The sequence below is a fragment of the Ruminococcus flavefaciens genome, from assembly GCF_900119075.1.
GTDB lineage: Bacteria > Bacillota > Clostridia > Oscillospirales > Ruminococcaceae > Ruminococcus > Ruminococcus flavefaciens_Q.
The window spans coordinates 561366-579238 of record NZ_FPIP01000001.1; the positions used below are offsets into that span (position 1 = coordinate 561366).

The 17873-nt window shown below is 44.0% G+C and carries 14 protein-coding genes; 5 read left to right on the forward strand and 9 right to left on the reverse strand.

The window, feature by feature from the left end; genetic code table 11:
• Positions 1-93: 93 nt before the first annotated feature.
• From BT105_RS02575 to BT105_RS02600, 6 genes are all read right to left on the reverse strand, one after another.
• On the reverse strand, positions 94-2604 hold the full coding sequence (locus BT105_RS02575; protein WP_072299257.1) for a heavy metal translocating P-type ATPase: 2511 nt from the start codon (positions 2602-2604) through the stop codon (positions 94-96).
• 84 nt (positions 2605-2688) lie between these two features.
• A complete protein-coding gene (locus BT105_RS02580; RefSeq protein ID WP_072299258.1) occupies positions 2689-3039 on the reverse strand; it encodes an arsenate reductase family protein in 351 nt (116 codons plus the stop codon).
• A 1-nt stretch (position 3040) separates the two neighbouring features.
• Positions 3041-4510: an Asp-tRNA(Asn)/Glu-tRNA(Gln) amidotransferase subunit GatB gene (gene gatB / locus BT105_RS02585; RefSeq protein ID WP_242940070.1), complete on the reverse strand. Its 1470-nt coding sequence runs from the start codon at positions 4508-4510 to the stop codon at positions 3041-3043.
• A complete protein-coding gene (gatA, locus tag BT105_RS02590; RefSeq protein WP_072299260.1) occupies positions 4473-5906 on the reverse strand; it encodes an Asp-tRNA(Asn)/Glu-tRNA(Gln) amidotransferase subunit GatA in 1434 nt (477 codons plus the stop codon). The genes gatB and gatA overlap by 38 nt, the downstream gene beginning before the upstream one ends.
• Positions 5906-6172 (reverse strand): Asp-tRNA(Asn)/Glu-tRNA(Gln) amidotransferase subunit GatC, encoded by a 267-nt coding sequence (locus BT105_RS02595; protein WP_072299261.1) that lies wholly within the window; start codon positions 6170-6172, stop codon positions 5906-5908. Before BT105_RS02595 ends, gatA begins: the two co-directional genes overlap by 1 nt.
• A 98-nt stretch (positions 6173-6270) precedes the next feature.
• The gene (locus tag BT105_RS02600; RefSeq protein WP_072299262.1) at positions 6271-7248 is read right to left on the reverse strand and encodes a cell wall hydrolase; all 978 of its coding nucleotides are present in this window, start codon (positions 7246-7248) and stop codon (positions 6271-6273) included.
• Positions 7249-7691: 443 nt separating this feature from the next.
• On the opposite strand from BT105_RS02600, the gene BT105_RS02605 reads away from it, so the two are divergent.
• The 5 genes from BT105_RS02605 (at position 7692) to BT105_RS02625 (ending at position 14465) form a co-directional block, all read left to right on the forward strand.
• Complete coding sequence (locus tag BT105_RS02605; RefSeq protein WP_072299263.1) at positions 7692-8645, forward strand: AAA family ATPase; 954 nt, start codon at positions 7692-7694, stop codon at positions 8643-8645.
• A gap of 9 nt (positions 8646-8654) precedes the next feature.
• The gene (locus BT105_RS02610) at positions 8655-9848 is read left to right on the forward strand and encodes a DUF58 domain-containing protein (protein ID WP_072299264.1); all 1194 of its coding nucleotides are present in this window, start codon (positions 8655-8657) and stop codon (positions 9846-9848) included.
• Positions 9848-12607, forward strand: a complete 2760-nt coding sequence (locus tag BT105_RS02615) for a transglutaminase-like domain-containing protein (protein ID WP_072299265.1) — start codon at positions 9848-9850, stop codon at positions 12605-12607. The genes BT105_RS02610 and BT105_RS02615 overlap by 1 nt, the downstream gene beginning before the upstream one ends.
• A gap of 1 nt (position 12608) precedes the next feature.
• Positions 12609-13214, forward strand: a complete 606-nt coding sequence (locus BT105_RS02620; protein ID WP_072299266.1) for a DUF308 domain-containing protein — start codon at positions 12609-12611, stop codon at positions 13212-13214.
• Between the two features lie 312 nt (positions 13215-13526).
• Positions 13527-14465 carry a LysR family transcriptional regulator gene (locus BT105_RS02625; protein WP_072299267.1) on the forward strand — a complete coding sequence of 313 codons (939 nt, stop codon included), beginning with the start codon at positions 13527-13529 and terminating at the stop codon, positions 14463-14465.
• A 289-nt stretch (positions 14466-14754) separates the two neighbouring features.
• Here the strand turns inward: BT105_RS02625 and BT105_RS02630 are convergent, their stop codons facing one another.
• The 3 genes from BT105_RS02630 to BT105_RS02640 are packed head-to-tail and all read right to left on the reverse strand — an operon-like array spanning position 14755 to position 17869.
• A complete protein-coding gene (locus tag BT105_RS02630; RefSeq protein WP_143186526.1) occupies positions 14755-16158 on the reverse strand; it encodes an aminopeptidase in 1404 nt (467 codons plus the stop codon).
• 53 nt (positions 16159-16211) lie between these two features.
• Complete coding sequence (gene coaE / locus BT105_RS02635) at positions 16212-16859, reverse strand: dephospho-CoA kinase (RefSeq protein WP_072299269.1); 648 nt, start codon at positions 16857-16859, stop codon at positions 16212-16214.
• Positions 16856-17869 carry an L-threonylcarbamoyladenylate synthase gene (locus tag BT105_RS02640; protein ID WP_072299270.1) on the reverse strand — a complete coding sequence of 338 codons (1014 nt, stop codon included), beginning with the start codon at positions 17867-17869 and terminating at the stop codon, positions 16856-16858. Before BT105_RS02640 ends, coaE begins: the two co-directional genes overlap by 4 nt.
• Positions 17870-17873 lie beyond the last annotated feature (4 nt).

Sequence of the window (17873 nt, forward strand, 5' to 3'; positions counted from 1 at the left end):
TATTATATCATATAATTTTCAAAAAAGCAAGTGCGCGGCAATAATTTCCCGATATACTGAAAAAAGCAGCCCAAAAGACTGCTTTTTATATATTCATCGGTTAATGCCGATATATTTATATCCTGCGTCGTTAACGGCTTTTTTGACTGCCTTTTCGTCAAGGGTGCCTGATAAATTAAGCTCCGCTGTTCCCTTTTCATGGCTTGTTACTGCTTCATCAACAAAGGGCAGCTCCTCCAGAGCCTTCTTAACTCTTGCCTCGCAATGTCCGCACATCATGCCTTTTATCTTTATGACCGCAGTATCTGCTGAACCTGAAGCTTCGGAGAGCGTATAAGCGCGTTTCTTGTCACGGCTGCTGTCATTAACCTTAAAAAAGTTAAGTCTGAGAGCGTTGCTCACAACAAAAAAGCTCGAAAGGCTCATTGCAGCGGCTCCAAACATCGGATTCATCTGCCAGCCGAAAAGCTTTGAGTAAACTCCTGCCGCAAGCGGTATACCGATGATATTGTAGATAAACGCCCAGAAAAGATTCTGCCTGATATTCCGCAGAGTTGCCCTGCTAAGCCTTACAGCCGCCGGAACATCACTTAGTCTGCTCTTCATAAGGACTATATCCGCAGCGTCAATAGCTACATCAGCGCCTGCTCCGATAGCTATACCCATATCAGCCGCTGTCAGTGCAGGAGCGTCATTGATTCCGTCACCGACCATTACAGTCTTGCCTTGCTTTTTCAGCCTGCGTATAACGGCTTCCTTGCCGTCAGGAAGTACGCCTGCAATGACATCGTCAACACCTGCCTGAGTTCCGATAGCTTTGGCTGTGCGCTCATTGTCACCTGTAAGCATTACAACGCGGATACCCATATTCTGCAATTCGCGGATCGCCTGAGGGCTGTCCTCCTTTATAACATCAGCAACAGCGATAATCCCGACAAGAACTCCGTCTTTAGCAAAGAACAGCGGAGTTTTTCCGTGCTCCGATAGCTTGTCGGACATTGCTTTAATATCCTCGCTTATTACAGCAGCAGAGCTTATAAGTCCGAAGTTTCCGCCGATATATGTGCTTTCTCCGCACTTTCCCGATACGCCGCTGCCTGCGAGTACCTTGAATTCGGTGATCTCATCAGATGTGATCCCGTTTTCACTTCCGTATCGTATTATAGCGCCTGCAAGGGGGTGTTCGCTTTTCTTTTCCAGAGAATACGCGAGCGTTATTAGTTCATGCTCGCTGTTGGCGTTTACGGGGATAATATCTGTGACCTTCGGCTCACCGCTTGTTATCGTACCTGTCTTGTCAAGGGCTATTATCTGAGCCTTTCCAGCTTCTTCAAGTGAAGCCGCTGTTTTAAATAGCAGTCCGTTTTTAGCTCCAACGCCGTTTCCGACCATTATAGCAACAGGAGTTGCAAGTCCTAAAGCGCACGGACAGCTTATAACGAGCACAGCTATGGCTCTGCCAAGCGAAAAGCCTACAGATTTGCCGATAATAAGCCATACTATAAGCGTCAAGACCGCGATACCAATTACTACAGGTACAAAAACGCCCGAGACCTTGTCGGCTATTTTCGCAATCGGTGCTTTTGTAGCCGCTGCGTCACTTACCATTTTTATTATCTGGGACAGTGTTGTGTCCTCGCCTACACGGGAAGCTTCGCAGCGCAGATATCCGGAACTGTTTATCGTTGCCGCGGATACGCTGTCGCCTGCAGTTTTGTCAACAGGTATGCTCTCACCCGTGAGAGCCGCTTCGTTTACTGCGCTTTCACCTTCAATGACTATTCCGTCAACGGGTATACTATCGCCTGCCCTGACTATGAAAATATCGCCTTTTTTTACCTCAGCCACAGGGACTTCTGCTTCTGCGCCGTCACGAACCACAACAGCCGTCTCGGGGGCAAGCTTCATAAGACTTTTCAATGCGTCGGTAGTTTTTCCTTTGGAGCGGGCATCAAGCATTTTACCTACGGTTATAAGAGTCAGTATCATTGCCGCCGACTCAAAATACAGATCATGCATATAGGCATGGACCGCAGATGTATCTCCTCTCTGCTGAGCGGCAGTCATCATAAACAGTACAGCCGTGCTGTAAACGAAAGACGCTCCCGAGCCGAGTGCAACAAGAGTATCCATGTTGGGTGAACGGTATATTATTCCCTTGAAACCGTTTATAAAGAACTTCTGATTGATGACCATTACTATAGCGGCAAGAAGAAGCTCCGCAAGAGCAGTCATAACATGATTTCCTGCCATTACGGAGGGCAATGGAGCTCCGAACATAGTATGCCCCATGGAAATATACATCAGTATCAAAAGGAAACCAAGTGAAGCTATAAGTCTTCGTTTCATCTTAGGAGTTTCCGTGTCCTTGAGTTCATCTTCACCTGAAGATACATTGCTGCTTTCACCTTTAACTGACGCGCCGTAACCTGCATTCTTCACAGCGGCTATTATCGCTTCAGCAGAGGCAGTTCCCTCGACTCCCATTGAATTGGTAAGGAGACTGACGGAGCATGATGTAACGCCGTCAACTGATGATACAGCCTTTTCTACACGTGCGCTGCAAGCCGCACAGCTCATTCCCGTAACATTATACTGCTTCATAGTTTATCTCCCTTCCTTTTATTTGATTATACTGCAAAGTCTGACAATTGTCAATTAACCGCGGTTAACAGCACATATATAGTATTACTTGAAAAGCTCTTCGTATTCCTTTTCCCTGAAACCTACAAGTACATTGTCACCGTCAACGACAATAGGTCTTTTTACGAGCATACCGTCCGAAGCAAGCAGCTTTATCTGCTCGTCATCGCTCATATCAGGCAGCTTGTTCTTCAGCTCCATTGATTTATAGAGAAGTCCGCTTGTGTTGAAGAACTTTTTAAGAGGAAGTCCGCTTTTCTTATACCATTCTCTCAGCTCTTTTTCTGTCGGATTATTCTCCTTGATGTCTCTAAGCTCGTAGGATATTCCCTTATCATCAAGCCATTTCTTTGCCTTCTGGCAGGTAGTGCATTTTGGATAGCATATAAACTTCATATCAATTCTCCTTTTTTAGTTTGTTTTCGAGTATACTTTTCAGCTTTGCAGGATCTGCCCTGCCCTTTGAAAGCTTCATCGCCTGTCCGACAAGATAGCCCAACGCATTGGACTTTCCGCCAATATAATCGCTGACGCTCTTCTCATTATCTGAAATTACCTTCTCCGCAATTTCATTAAGAAAGCCCTCGTCTGAATTCTGTGCAAGACCAAGCCTTTCTATTATCTCGGCAGTGTCTCCGCCTTTTGTTACAAGCTCGATGAATACGCGCTTTGCGCCTGTACTTGATATAACGCCGTCCTCAGCGGCTTTACAGAGTTCGCTGAGAGCTTCGGCAGTAAGAGGCGTATCAGCAATGCTTCTGCCTGTATCATTCATGAATTTCGTTACATCGCCAAGTATTCGGTTTGCAGCAGACCGCGGCTTACAAATACTAAGAGCAACGCACTCATCATACAGCTTCGCCTTATCAGGTGAGTCAGCGATAACAAAGGCTTCATCGCAGTTCATGCCATGTTCAATGACATAGCGTATCATCTTTTTATTCGGGAGTTCAGGTATCTCATCGCGAAGGCGCTCTATCCTCTCATGTTCAAGAACTATAGCACCAAGGTCAGGTTCGGGAAAGAATCTGTAATCCTGCAAATTCTCCTTGCTTCGCATTACTGTGCTTATGCCCTTTTTATCGTCCCAGCGCCGAGTCTCACGCTCTACCATGCAGCCTGAGCTTATGATATCTTTCTGCCGCTTTATTTCGTATTCGATACCGCGGACAGCCGCACTGAAACTGTTGACATTTTTCAGTTCACAGCGCTCACCGAGAGGAGTTCCTTTTTCATGAACAGAAACGTTCACATCACATCGTATACTTCCCTCCTGCATTTTGCAGTCGGAGATATCGATGTATCTGAGTATGCTTCGTATGTTTTCGAGGAAAACATAGGCTTCACGGGAACTGTGCAGGTCAGGCTCTGTAACTATTTCTATTAAAGGCACTCCACAGCGGTTATAGTCACAGAGAGTTCCTGCAAAATCATCGTCGTGTATAAGCTTGCCCGCATCTTCTTCGATATGGATACGTGTTATTCCAACAGTTCTGATATCCCCGTCGACTATGATATCAAGCCTGCCCCTGCCGCATAAAGGGATATCCGACTGAGATATCTGATAGGCTTTGGGAAGGTCGGGATAGAAGTAATTCTTTCTGTCCATACGGCTTACCGGATTTATCTCACAGCCGAGAGCGTGTCCCATTTTTACTGCAAAGTCGCAGACCTTACTGTTGAGCCGCGGCAATGCTCCCGGAAGACCGAGACAAACGGGACATACATGAGTATTGGGCTCTGCGCCGAACTCATTCTTACAGCCGCAGAATATCTTTGTCGCAGTTTTGAGCTCTGCATGGACTTCAAGCCCTATTGTACATTCAAGCTCATACATCGCAGCCACCTCCTGCAAGCTCATATCCATACGCTGCATCGAGCAGCTCCTCATCGCCACATCTCCTGCCTATGAGTTGTAAGCCTATGGGCAGTCCGTTGCCTGCCCTGCCGCAGGGAATACTTACGGCAGGCAGTCCGCCAAGGCTTGACGGTACTGTGCATATATCAGCAGCATATAACTCTGCGGGTTTTCTTTCAGCTCCGTGAAGTATCCCTGCATTTGGATAAACAGGTGCGGCAATAAAGTCGCATTCTGTAAATATATCATCAAATTCGCCGCAAAGTTTCTGCCTGAGAGCTGCCGCTCTTTTGTAATACCTATCAAAACATCCCTCGCTGAGTACAAAGGTTCCAAGCAGAATACGCCTTTTGACCTCATCACCGAAGCCCTCGGTCCTGCTCTTTCTGAACATCTCGGCAGGAGTGGTGCAATTATCTGCTCTGAAGCCATAACGTACGCCGTCGTATCTTGCAAGATTGGAAGAAGCCTCAGCCGAAGAGATTATATAGTATGCTTTTACAGCTGCCGAAGCTGAGGGCAGGAATACCTCTTTTATGATGGCTCCTGCTCTCTCCATCAGCTTCACTGCATTCATAACGGCTGACTTTACTTCATCGCTTATATATTCGTCAAACAGCTCCTTGGGAACACCTATGCGCATACCTTTAAGACTGCCGCAGAGAGTTTTTGAAAATTTTTTTGGAATATGTGTTACATCTTTGATATCCGAAGCGTTTATTATATTGTGGAGCATATGAACATCGCGCACGTTTCTTCCGATAGAACCTATTCTGTCAAGAGAAGAGGCAAAGGCTATAAGTCCGAAACGCGATACCGCACCGTAAGACGGACAGAAGCCAACTGCTCCGCAGAATGAAGCAGGCTGACGCACAGAGCCGCCTGTATCCGAACCGAGTGCAAGTACTGCACCGCCGCCTGCAACAGCCGCCGCTGAACCTCCTGATGAGCCGCCTGCGGAATATGCTGTATCTGCCGGATTGTACACTGCTCCGAACGCTCCTGTATCCGAGGCGGAGCCCATGGCAAACTCGTCCATGTTGGTCTTGCCTATAATAACAGCTCCTGCCGCCTCGAGAAGCTCAACTGCCGTGGCACTGTAGGGAGGTATGTAGTTTTCAAGCATTTTTGAAGCACAGGTGGTACGCAGACCTTTTGTAGAGATATTGTCCTTTACAGCGATAGGTATTCCGCATAAAGGCGGAATATCTCCACCCTTTGCAATTAGCCTGTCGGCATTTTCGGCAGCATTTTCTGCCTGGTCATTGAATGTGATATACGCATTGAGCCGCGGCTGAAGCTCCCTTGCTCTGCCCATTACATCATGCAGAAGCTCCTTTGCACTGCACTTTCTGCTTCTGAGCATTGCAGCAATCTCATATGCGCTTTTTTCATACAGCTTCATCAGTACTCCACCGTCCTCGGAACAGCAAAACAGCCTTTGACAGACTCAGGAGCATTTTTCATAAGCTCCTCACGGGATACAGCGCTATCTTCTACAATATCACTGCGAAGCTCCATAGGCATTCCGATAAAGCTCTCGCCGCCCAAATCGGGAAGCTCTGATACCATAGCGGCTATATCTTTCATATCACGTTCAAAGCGCGGTATATCATCATCAGAGATATCAAGGGACGCAAGCTCTGCTATTTTTCTAACATTAATATCCATAATCAACTCCGTTTATTTTTATATATTATATCACATCGGCAGTTTTTATGCAAATAAAAAAACAGCCGACTGTATGCCGACTGTTTTGATACTATTAATTAATAGAAGTGGTTACTGTAACCGTCACCCCAGAAACCAATGTAACCCTGAGTAAAGGATCCATTTTCCTTGAAGTAAAGTGTAACCGCGTCCTTCACGCTCTGTGTAACGTGAGAACTGTATGTGTTTAAGTTTGCGTATGTACTTGAACCCGAGAACTGGTACGGCTGTGTGATTACACCGTAAATCGTATTCGGGAACTTAGGAGAAGAAACTCTATTCATAATCACTTCTACTACCTTTGCCTTATCCTCGGTACTGATCCAGTTGCAGCCTGCTTCGTGTGCCACAGCGTTGCAAAGGAGTATGTACTCTTCATCGGTTATAGGCAATGAGTCCTCTTCTGTTTCAACATCGATCACTACAGGCTCTGTTTCAGGCTCAACATAAGTCTCTGTTGTTTCCTGCGGAGCTTCGGTTGTTGGTTCAACGTATTCTTCTGCAGCAATTGTTGTTTCTACCATCGTGGTCGTGGTGGCAGCAGTCGTTGTTGTTGTCATCAATGTTGTTGTAACTACGGGCTTTGCAGTAGTTACCTTAACTGCCTCTGTAGCTCTTGCTACTATTGCAGCAGTTGTAGATGCCTGCGTAGCAGGCTGTGTGATTGCAGCCGGCGCATGTGCCGGTGCGGGCACCGATCTTGAAATCTGAGCAGCTGTTGTAGCTACTTCTATACCGTACAGTGAAGTTGTGCCTTCCTGTGCAGCAATTTGGTTTTTGCTTGCAGCCGTCGACTTTTCGACTGTATAAGATTTCTTGGTGGTTGTTCCTTTGTTTGCAGTTGCCTTTTCGGTCATTACTGAAAGCTCAGCCGCTGTGTTTGAAACAGCGCTCATGGCATTTGCCACTGTGCCCTCCGCACTAACTATATCAGATGTTCTTACGGTCGAAGATGTAAGATATCCAACTCCGATTCCTCCGCCCAAAACTGAAGCAACTACTCCGCAAGCTAACGCTGCGGCTTTGAGATTACCCATCAACTCATCCTTTCCTGAAAAAGTGTTTTCAATTTTTTCGGGCTGTTGATATGATAACACATCTTCCTCGAAATGGCAATACTTTTAGGATTTTTTCCATTTTGTGGCTAATATTTTCCACGGTATTTATTGACTCGGAGTAAATGTGCACATATTATATGGAGATTTAATGGACTATGTGTTACTAAATTATTAATAATAATTCGATTTTAACTGCGTTTTGTTACAAAATAGTAACAACGCAGTTCGTTTTGCCGTATATTTGCGCAAAATTAAACTCTCTGTTTTACGCCATTTCCACCATTTTACGACATTTTGCAAGAGTGTTTTTGGTAACTGAATAGTTACAAATCACTATTGTAAAAATATACAGGGAGCTATTGCAAATGTCAGCTTTTAATGCTATAATAATATAGTATAAACAAATTCATAGGAGAAACAATATGGACAAGACTTATTATACTAACCAAATAAATTCTGTAATCGCAGAAGTAAAAAAAGCCGTTATCGGCAAGGACGCTATAATCGTCAAGGCACTGCTCGCTATGCTGTGTAAAGGTCATATCCTTATAGAGGATATCCCCGGCGTAGGAAAAACTACTCTTGCACTTGCTTTTTCAAAAGCACTTTCTCTTGAACACAACCGTATGCAGTTTACTCCCGATGTACTCCCGTCGGACGTTACAGGCTTTTCCGTTTATAATAAGACCAACGGAAAATTCGAGTTCCGTCCCGGTGTTGCATTCTGCAACCTCTTTCTTGCTGATGAGATAAACCGTACATCAAGCAAAACTCAGTCAGCTCTTCTTGAGCTCATGGAGGAAAAAAGCATTACCGTAGACGGTAATACATATAAGCTCCCTGAGCCGTATACCGTAATAGCTACACAGAATCCTATCGGTTCGGCTGGTACTCATAATCTTCCCGATTCGCAGCTTGACCGTTTCATGATAAAGCTCAGCATGGGCTATCCTGATTTCAGCGGAGAGGTGTCGATACTTAAAGCCAAACATAATGACAATCCGCTTCAGAATGTAAAGCCTGTTGCCGACGCAAGCTTTATTACCGAGCTTCAGGAATACATATCAAATATATACATAGATGACAGAATTTACGAGTACATCGTTTCTATTTCCGCTGCTACACGTAAGCACCCTATGCTCAAGCTTGGCGTCAGCCCCCGCGGCACTCTGGCACTTATGCAGCTTTCAAAGGGTATCGCTGTTGCTATGGGACGTGATTACGTTATTCCCGAGGATATCTCATATATCTGCAACGATGTCTTTGAGCACCGTATAATGCTCAATTCCAAGGCAAAGCTTTCGGATACCACTGCTTCAGATGTGATCACGGAAATACTCAGAACGGTTCCTGTCCCGGGGATCGGCGAAAAGTAAGGCGGCGGCATGATACTTACTAAGCTGCTGTTCATCGTACTTATTATAGTATGTGCACTTTTCTATATACTATATATATGGGACTTTGCACTTGTACTTCTTATTGTAATGATAGCTCTTCCTATCATTATGTTTGTCTCAACATTGATAGCAAAACGCAGTATAAAGGTTGAATTCGCTGTAAAGGACAAGAACGCTGTAAAGTTCAAGGACTTTCCTGTTCAGCTCGTTGTTACCAACAACAGCATTTTCCCTATCGGAAAAGCCGAGGCAAAGGTGGAATACTACAATTCATTCAGCAAGGATATTTCCTCCTTTGACCTGTTTCTGCCCATACAGCCAAGGAACTCACAGCGTGTTACCTTTCAGCTCAACTCCAAGTTCTGCGGCACTATTAAAATAAGAACATTATATCTCAATATTTACGATCCCCTCAGGATATTCAAGTTCAGAACTGCAAGCAATATCCATACAGAGGTAACTATCATGCCCGAGGGGCACGATATCGGCGGTATCGTTCATTACAGCGACCGCGTAAATGAGGAAAGCGATCTTTTCTCGGAGCACCGCCCAGGTGATGATCCGTCAGAGGTATTTGATCTCCGCGAATACAATGCAGGAGACAAGCTTAACCGCATACACTGGAAGCTCAGCTCAAAAAAGGACGATTTCATCGTAAAGGATTACAGCCTGCCCATAGACGTTCCGTGTATGCTTTTCATTGACCTGAAATGCTATTCTGAAAATGATTCGGCGCTCCCTGTAACAGACACACTTATCGAGACTTTTCTTTCTATCTCGCAGTTCCTGCTTGATAACGAAAGATGTCATTCGGTTGTATTCTTCAACGCTTCTCAGAATCAGTTCGCCGAGTACAGCATAACGAGCTCAGCTGATCTCGCGTCAGTAGTCAAAGCTCTTATAGCTTCGGTAGACGATATGCGCTACTGTCAGAAGCCCGATGTTTACTTTACAGAGAATGATTCGCTTTCATTTGCTTCATTCACTTATATAAGCTCTGATTTCAATGAGAAGCTTCTTGACAGCATCGACGAGGAAGTCGAAGCCGATTTCAAGAACGCTGTCATAATCATTGACGATATAGATAAGACCGCTTCCTTGGGCGGCGGTTATTCTTCACTTAACGTTATACCTGTCGTAGTCGGCAGAATATCTGCCTCAATAAAGGATATAGATATATAATGAAAAGAAAGAACATACAAAACACAAACGGCATTAATATCAGCGACAGCATAGTAATGTCCGTAAAACAAAAACATCCGAGCATGAGAAAATTCTATGCGGCGGCTATCTCCGTTATCGGTATGCTGTCCGTTGTCATGTCATTTCTTGGAATGTACCATTTCCGCTATAGCAAGAGCACTGTCGTTGCTGCATTTTTCTGCTTTGCAGCATTTCACATTCTGATAGCCCTTAAAGGCGGAAAAGCTCTCGGTGCATATCTGCTGTCGTTGATGGGGTTTTTCTTTTTCGTGTATAAGAAAAAGAAAAAAATACTTCTCGGTTATAAATTCGTATACAATGTTATATGCAAAGAAGCCTTTGACTCAAATGCCACCCTTTATACGGATCTGAAAAAGGCACTTGAAATATCGCATGTAACCACGCTCTTCGTCCTTTACATATGGCTTCTTGCCATTGTGATATGCTATTTCACCATATGCAGACCAAACCCTGTTCTCCCGCTCATGGTGACCTTCCCCGTACTTGAGATCGGTATGTACAACGGCGTTAAAATGCCTGTATTCTGGGGAATCATGTGTATCGCATACTGGCTTGCAATACTGGCTATGTCTACAATTGACGTAGGCGAATATTCTGGCGGACAAAGTGGATTCGTCCGAAAAAACAATCTGTTCTTCCCCAAACGGCACATGAAACTAAAGGTAACAGAACGATGCGGTATGTTCGTCATTGCCTCTGTTATGATAGTTGCAGTTCTTGCAAACTGCTACCTTAATCTCACACATTATAAGAGAAGCGATTCCATAAACGAAAAGCGCCGCGACATCAGTGACGCTGTAGAGGATTTCTCTTTTCGTAATTTCGGCGAAAGCATTACAAATCTGACCGAAGCCTTCGGCTTTGAGTTTGATTACGAAAATTACAAGATGGGAACTGTCGCGCATGTACGCTACAAAAACGTCACCGACCTTACAGTCACTATTGAGAAACCTGTATCAGGTGCGTTATATCTTAAGGACAATATACGTTCCGTTTATCACGACAATGAGTGGTTTTTGCTTCCGTCGTCAAAATACAAGGACAAGGTATTCTCTGATTTTAAGGAATACGGCGTTTCGCCACAGAATTTCCCCGCTATCTTCGGAAACTACATAAAAAGAAAAGACGACAAAAATACTATCTGGATCAAGAACAGCCCCAGAAAAAAACGACGTGTATTCTCTCCTTACGGAGTCGAAAACTTCGGTAAGATCAAATACACCAATGATACTCTTCTTTTCCCCGAAACAGAGAAAAAAGGCGAAACATCATATAAATTCGTACCGACCAACCCTGACAACATGGAGGTTCTTCTCGGTACAGGCATGGACGTCTTTTTTGCTAATTCAAACAGTGACGCTCTCATTCTTAATCCTTCATCAAACTCCTCTCTCTCTTCTGCAAGAAATATTTTCTCAGCTTCGGAAATAAAAGATACAAAATGGAAGGACAAAGTAATCAAATACTGCAAGGATAATGACCTCATAACCTATGATGATTATTTCTGCATAGATTTTGAACTTCCTGCGGACGCTGCATATCTTTATGAACACGGCAACATTATCATGGCTGAGCTTTTACAGAACAGCTATAAGAAGTTCGTTTACGAAAACTATCTTGATGTACCGGATAATAAGGACATGGATGAGGTCAGAGAGGCTTACAGCGATCTGGTAAATGTCAAGCATGGCAATACGCCTGAGGAAGTATTCGAGATACTCAATAATATAAGGATAAGAATGGCTGCTAATAACACCTATACTCTTGAACCGGGAGCAACTCCTCCCACGCGCGATTTTATAAATTACTTTCTGCTTGAAAAGCATGAGGGCTATTGTACACATTACGCTTCATCTGGTGTTATCCTCGCAAGAATGGCAGGTATCCCCGCTCGTTACGCTACAGGCTACATTATTTTAGACGACGATATAAAAGGCGGCAAAATAAACGACGACGAGTCCGTTACCATTGAAGTAAAAGACAACAAAAGCCACGCATGGGCTGAGATCTATATCGACGGTATAGGCTGGATACCATATGAGTTTACAGCTGATTACATACATCAGAATATCCCGCCTGAGACTACAATATCTTCTGAAACAACTACAACAACTCAGTCAGGTTCGACTACTACTACAACAACAGGTACTTCCGTATCAAATACATCAAAGAATACTGCGATAACCTCTGCACATACATCAACTACCGTGACAGACACAAGCGTTGTTACAACTGATGTAAAGGGCGGTAAGGGCGGCAAGGGAGCCCATATTCCGAGTTTTATCAAGGATATCCTGTTTATTATCCTGTTTATCGCTGCAATAGTACTGCTGGTACAAGCCAGAAGAACTCTTATTCTCAGGCTAAGAGATAAGCGCTTCAAGTCAGGAGATAACAGCACTCGTATAAGATATATGTATTCTTATGCGGAAAAGCTTCTTGCGGAGCTGAATCTCAGGAACGAATACGGAAAATACAAGCAGTTCGCTGCTGAAGTGGAAAAATATCACGGAGATATATACTTTGAAAAGGGCGGATTTGAAAAAATCACAGATATTGCTCTCGGATCGGCCTTCAATAATGAAACTCCAAGCGATGAAGATATCAAAAAGTGTGAAAAGATCCTGAATGACCTCGCGGAAACCATATTCAAGAAGTCAGACAGGCTGCAAAAATTCACTCTTGTATATCTTAAGGTTCTTGTAAAGGGGGAATAATATGAAGATAGACAACACAGGATATATCGTCAAAGGCATACTTCTTGCGGTGTGCGGTGTATGCTTTGCGTTCTTCCCCAATGTTATTTCCTGGACATTCTATATCATCGGCGGAATAATCGTCGTAGGAAGTGCTCTCACTTCCCTCGGTGGTATCACTCAGGGGGACGGCTCGCTTCTCCCTGTCGGCGGAATAGGCGTAGCGATAGGTCTGTTCGTCATGTGTCTTCCAAAGGTCATAAGCGCTCATATATCAATAATAGTTGGATTCATCATACTAATAATCGCAATTGTTCAGATAATAAAGGCGCTGACCAAGGAAATGAAAAAGGGCTTGAAGATATTTCAGCTGGTTTTCGGAATCATTCTTCTTATCGGTTCGGTATTTCTCATTTTTGATCCGTTCAAGGGCGGAAATATTATCCGTATCATTGTTGGCATTATCCTGATAGGCTATGCTTTGTTCAACTTCTACGTGGCTTATGTTATCAATGAGCGCAATGGCGGAGTTATAAGCAATACTTCTGCCGATAAAAAATACGATGACATAATCGATACCGTCGGACATGATGTTCCTGATAATGATACCAAACCAAAGCTTCAATAATATAAAAGAACTGCTGAGCTATCGGCAGTTCTTTTTTGCCTGAGAAACAGGACAGGGCTTTGACAAATCAAGCATTTTATGGTACAATAATAATCGGTGTTTTCCCGAAAGCTCCTGCATGATAAAACTATAAGTTTGTGTATAAGCGCTTTGGGATTATAAAAAACTTATATAATTCTTTATATCATAGAAATTAAATTATTAAAACTAACTTAAATTAAATTATTCTGAAATTAGTATTGCAATTTCATTTATATAGTGATATAATATTTATATAGTTTACTATGAATAATGATAAGGTAGGATTTGCTTATGAAAATACAGCAGCTCGAATATGTTATTGCCGTTGCAAGAGAAGGCAGTATTACAAAGGCGGCTAAGAAGCTTTATCAGGCTCAGCCTAATATAAGCATTGCCCTTAAAGAGCTTGAAGCTTCTCTGGGTATACAGATATTCAATCGCTCCCCCAACGGAATGATACTTACTCCTGAGGGCGAGGAGTTCCTTGCCCGTGCTCAGACTATCGTAGACGAAATGCAGAGCCTTGAAAGAGACTACGCACAGACTCCTGACAACGAAATGAGACTCAAGGTTGCTGCTGCACGCTCTACCTATGCTACCGCAGCTATCGGAAAGTTTATCAGCAAATATATCGATAAGACAGATAAAATCGAAGTCCATGTCATGGAAACAAGCACTGCTAAGGTACTTGAGGACATATGTGCTGGCAAATACGATATAGGTTTTATCCGCGTCCCAAGCACTTATGCTGAAATGATAGAGAGCCGTCTTAAGGCTCGCAATCTTGTGGGGAGAACTATCATGGAGTTTCCTCTCCAGATCGTTATGAGCGATTCTCACCCTCTTGCCAAATACGACGACGTCCCCTATGAGCTTCTTTCAGAGTATCCTGAGATAATCCACGGTGATGATGAACCTGAAATGGTTCGCCGAGCTGCTATTAATCAGGATTATGACGAAAAACGCTCTACAAAGCGTATCCTCATCTACGACAGAGGTACTCAGATAAGTATGCTCAAAACTGTCAAGAACGCGTATATGTGGGTAGCTCCAATGTCTCAGAGCATTCTCAGATTCAACGAGCTTGTTACAAGAAAATGCTCCTATGCAAACAATCTTAACCGCGATATGATAATCTACCGTAAGGCAAGCGAAAACAACGCTCTTATCTCTGACTGCATAAGAACTGTATATGAATACGCAGACAAGATCGAAGGTCTGGAAATATAAATAAGTATACCCCGATCAGACGGCTATACGTCTTTGATCGGGGCTTTTTTGCGAAAAAAAAGAATGAGAGCCATTAGGGGGGAGGTTCTCATTCTTAATAAGGGGATATGAGATTGTCATTTATGAAAGAATGACTTTCCATAAATTATTATAGCATAATGCAATACTTATTGCAAATATAAATAATTAATCCATATATATAGATTATTGATAAGTAATATTTAAGTATATATTTCCAAAATGTAATTATTTGTAAAATAAGCCCTCGGAAGTCCGAGGGCTTTGATATTTAGTCTGCCATGAATACTTCAAAAGCCTTGTATGCCATATAAGTATCCAATTTTGAAACTATCTCATACGGAGCGTGCATTGAAAGCACAGGAACTCCAAGATCAATAGTATCAACATTAAGGTTAGCGATGTAAGCAGCTACTGTGCCGCCGCCGCCCTCGTCTACCTTGCCAAGCTCGCCTGTCTGCCAGATAACATTCTTTGAATCCATAAGACGTCTGATACGTCCTGTGAACTCGGCAGAAGCGTCAGATGTACCAGCCTTGCCGCGGGCACCTGTATACTTTGTAACAACTACGCCGTGATTTATATATGCGCTGTTATTGCGCTCGTTGACCTCAGGGAATGTAGGATCATATGCTGCGTTTACATCTGCGGACAAGCACTGGGAAGCAGAAAGGACTGTTCTTGCGTCACTGCCGAGAGTTTCAGCAATATCTGCTACGAAATATTCAAGATATGCAGAACGGAGACCTGTGTTTCCGTCGCTGCCTGTCTCTTCCTTGTCGGTAAGTATAGTTACTACTGTATGCTTTGGCTTCTTGCACTCAGCTGTAGCTACAAGTGCAGGATATGCGCATACCTTATCGTCGTGACCGTAAGCACCTATCATGCTTCTGTCAAAGCCGATGTCCTTTGCCTTGAATGCAGGAACTGCTTCAAGCTCTGAAGAAATAAAGTCAGCCTCTGTGATACCGTACTTCTCAAAGAGAATATTCATTATATTGAGCTTGACAGAACCGCTCTCCTCGTCGTCCTTGAACGGGCGCGAACCGATAACGATGTTGAGCTGCTCGCCTGTGATTCCCTTAGCAAGAGGCTTCTGCATCTGTGCTGCTGCAAGGTGCGGCAAAAGGTCTGTTACGCAGAATACAGGATCGCTGTCGTCCTCGCCGATATTTACGGGCACGCTTGTACCGTCAGCCTTGATAACTACGCCGTGAAGCGCGAGCGGAATAGTGGTCCACTGATACTTCTTGATACCGCCATAGTAATGAGTCTTGAAAAGAGCCATTTCCGTGTCCTCATACAGCGGATTCTGCTTGAGGTCAAGTCTCGGGGAATCGATATGAGCTGCACAAAGTCTTACACCATCTGTGATAGGCGCTGTACCGATAACAGCTGCAAGAACAGACTTGCCGCGGTTGTTGCGGTATACTTTGTCCCCTGCCTTAAGCTTCATGCTTGTTTTAAATTCAACAAAGCCCTTTTTCTTAAGAAGCTCTATAGAGTATATAACTGCTTCGCGCTCTATCTTTGCCTTGTTCATGAAGTCCTTGTAGCCTTCGCAGAATTTATCGCAGGCTTTTATATCCTTGTCCGAAACAAGATGATAAGCGTTTTTACGCTGGATAAGAAGCTTTTCCTTGAGCTTCTTAGCTTCGTTCTTTTTTTCTGCCATTAAAAACCTCTCCTTTCGCAGAAAAAACTGTATAACAGCCATTTACGGCTGAATTACTGCACTTTCATCGGGGCCTGTTTGCTTTTGTAAAGCTCACGTATCTTGCCTGATACCTCCCATGCTATGCCATTGACTGTGTCCATATTTCCGTTATTGTGGATTATGTAATCGGAATGGCTCTTGAAGAACTCCTCATCGAGCTGAGAGTTCATACGTCTGTGAGCCTGATCCACTGTAAGCCCGTCGCGGGCGATTATACGCTTTTCACGTATATCAGCATTTGCAAGGACGGATATGATTATCTCGCAGAAATCATCTGCTCGGCTCTCGAAAAGTGTAGGAGCGTCAAGAAGTATGAGCTTCTCACCTTTCATAGAGTGAACTCTTATCTGACGAAGTATCTCGCCTGTGATGTAAGGATATGTAATAGTGGTAAGCGCTTCAAGCTTGGACTTGTCTGAGAAAACTATGCCTGCAAGACCGCGTCTGTTAAGAGTGCCGTCCTCATTTATAACAGCAGAACCGAAAAGGTCAGCTATCTCATCGAGACACTTTGTCCCTTTTTCTACTATCTTGCGAGCCACCTGATCGCAGTTGATGACTGTGAAGCCATTGGAGGCAAATATCTTTGAGACTGTGCTCTTCCCTGCCCCTGTCTGACCTGTCAGACCAACGACCATAACTCCGTTGAGACTGTTCATATCCTTATCACCTCGAATCCTGCCGCCCTTATAAGACGGTTATATACTGCAAGTCCTACTCCCTCTGTTTCGGGAGCACGGACATAGACTACCTTGGCACCTATGTCGTCAAGCTCACGCAGTCTCTGGAAAAGAAGATGTGCCTGCTGAGAGCTGTCCTTACCATAGGTCATATATCTGTATGGGAAATTATCCCTGTCATTATCGAAAATAAGCGAATAAACACTGTCGCCGTTATGTTCTCCCACATAGGAGATAAAGCCTTCAAGTGAGCCCTCGACCATGATTATATCTGCCTTTGGCGAATAGTGCTTGTACTTCATTCCGGGAGAAGCGGCTTTTTGTCCTGCTTCAAGCTCGTGGAGTATAGCATGGTCGATTATGACCTCATCGCATACTTCAAGAAGCATTTCCCTTGTGACACAGCCCGGGCGAAGTATCCTTGCAGTGCTCTCTCCCTCAATGGAGATGACTGTTGATTCAACGCCGAATTCTGAACTGCCGCCGTCAACTACAGCTGCTATTTTACCGTTCATGTCACGCATAACGTGGTCAGCAGATGTAGGGCTTGGATATCCCGATGTATTCGCTGACGGAGCGGCTATAGGTCTGCCTGCGAGCTCTATTATCCTGTGCATTACAGGATGTGAGGGCACTCTGATGCCTACTGTGTCAAGTCCGCCTGAAGTTATCATGGGTATCCTGTCGTTTTTTGGAAGTACCATAGTCAGCGGTCCGGGACAGAAGCGCTTTGCAAGCTTGTATGCAAGAGCAGGTATAGCTGATGTGTAGTCAACAGCCTGTGAAAAATCTGCAAGATGTACTATCAACGGATTATCGGCAGGTCTGCCCTTTGCCTCAAAGACCTTGCGCACAGCAGCTTCATTAGAAGCGTCTGCACCGAGTCCGTAGACTGTTTCTGTAGGTATACCGACTATTTCACCTTTTTTAATAAATTCAGCAGCTATTTCAAGGTCTTTTTCCTTGTTATTTAGTAAAACTGTATCCATAAAA

Bases quoted from the DNA above. Each gene is read 5' to 3' on its own strand.
- BT105_RS02575 (WP_072299257.1), bottom strand. From the start codon at position 2,604: ATGAAGCAGTATAATGTTACGGGAATGAGCTGTGCGGCTTGCAGCGCA.
- BT105_RS02580 (WP_072299258.1), bottom strand. From the start codon at position 3,039: ATGAAGTTTATATGCTATCCAAAATGCACTACCTGCCAGAAGGCAAAG.
- gatB (WP_242940070.1), bottom strand. From the start codon at position 4,510: ATGGATATGAGCTTGCAGGAGGTGGCTGCGATGTATGAGCTTGAATGT.
- gatA (WP_072299260.1), bottom strand. From the start codon at position 5,906: ATGAAGCTGTATGAAAAAAGCGCATATGAGATTGCTGCAATGCTCAGA.
- BT105_RS02595 (WP_072299261.1), bottom strand. From the start codon at position 6,172: ATGGATATTAATGTTAGAAAAATAGCAGAGCTTGCGTCCCTTGATATC.
- BT105_RS02600 (WP_072299262.1), bottom strand. From the start codon at position 7,248: ATGGGTAATCTCAAAGCCGCAGCGTTAGCTTGCGGAGTAGTTGCTTCA.
- BT105_RS02605 (WP_072299263.1), top strand. From the start codon at position 7,692: ATGGACAAGACTTATTATACTAACCAAATAAATTCTGTAATCGCAGAA.
- BT105_RS02610 (WP_072299264.1), top strand. From the start codon at position 8,655: ATGATACTTACTAAGCTGCTGTTCATCGTACTTATTATAGTATGTGCA.
- BT105_RS02615 (WP_072299265.1), top strand. From the start codon at position 9,848: ATGAAAAGAAAGAACATACAAAACACAAACGGCATTAATATCAGCGAC.
- BT105_RS02620 (WP_072299266.1), top strand. From the start codon at position 12,609: ATGAAGATAGACAACACAGGATATATCGTCAAAGGCATACTTCTTGCG.
- BT105_RS02625 (WP_072299267.1), top strand. From the start codon at position 13,527: ATGAAAATACAGCAGCTCGAATATGTTATTGCCGTTGCAAGAGAAGGC.
- BT105_RS02630 (WP_143186526.1), bottom strand. From the start codon at position 16,158: ATGGCAGAAAAAAAGAACGAAGCTAAGAAGCTCAAGGAAAAGCTTCTT.
- coaE (WP_072299269.1), bottom strand. From the start codon at position 16,859: ATGAACAGTCTCAACGGAGTTATGGTCGTTGGTCTGACAGGTCAGACA.
- BT105_RS02640 (WP_072299270.1), bottom strand. From the start codon at position 17,869: ATGGATACAGTTTTACTAAATAACAAGGAAAAAGACCTTGAAATAGCT.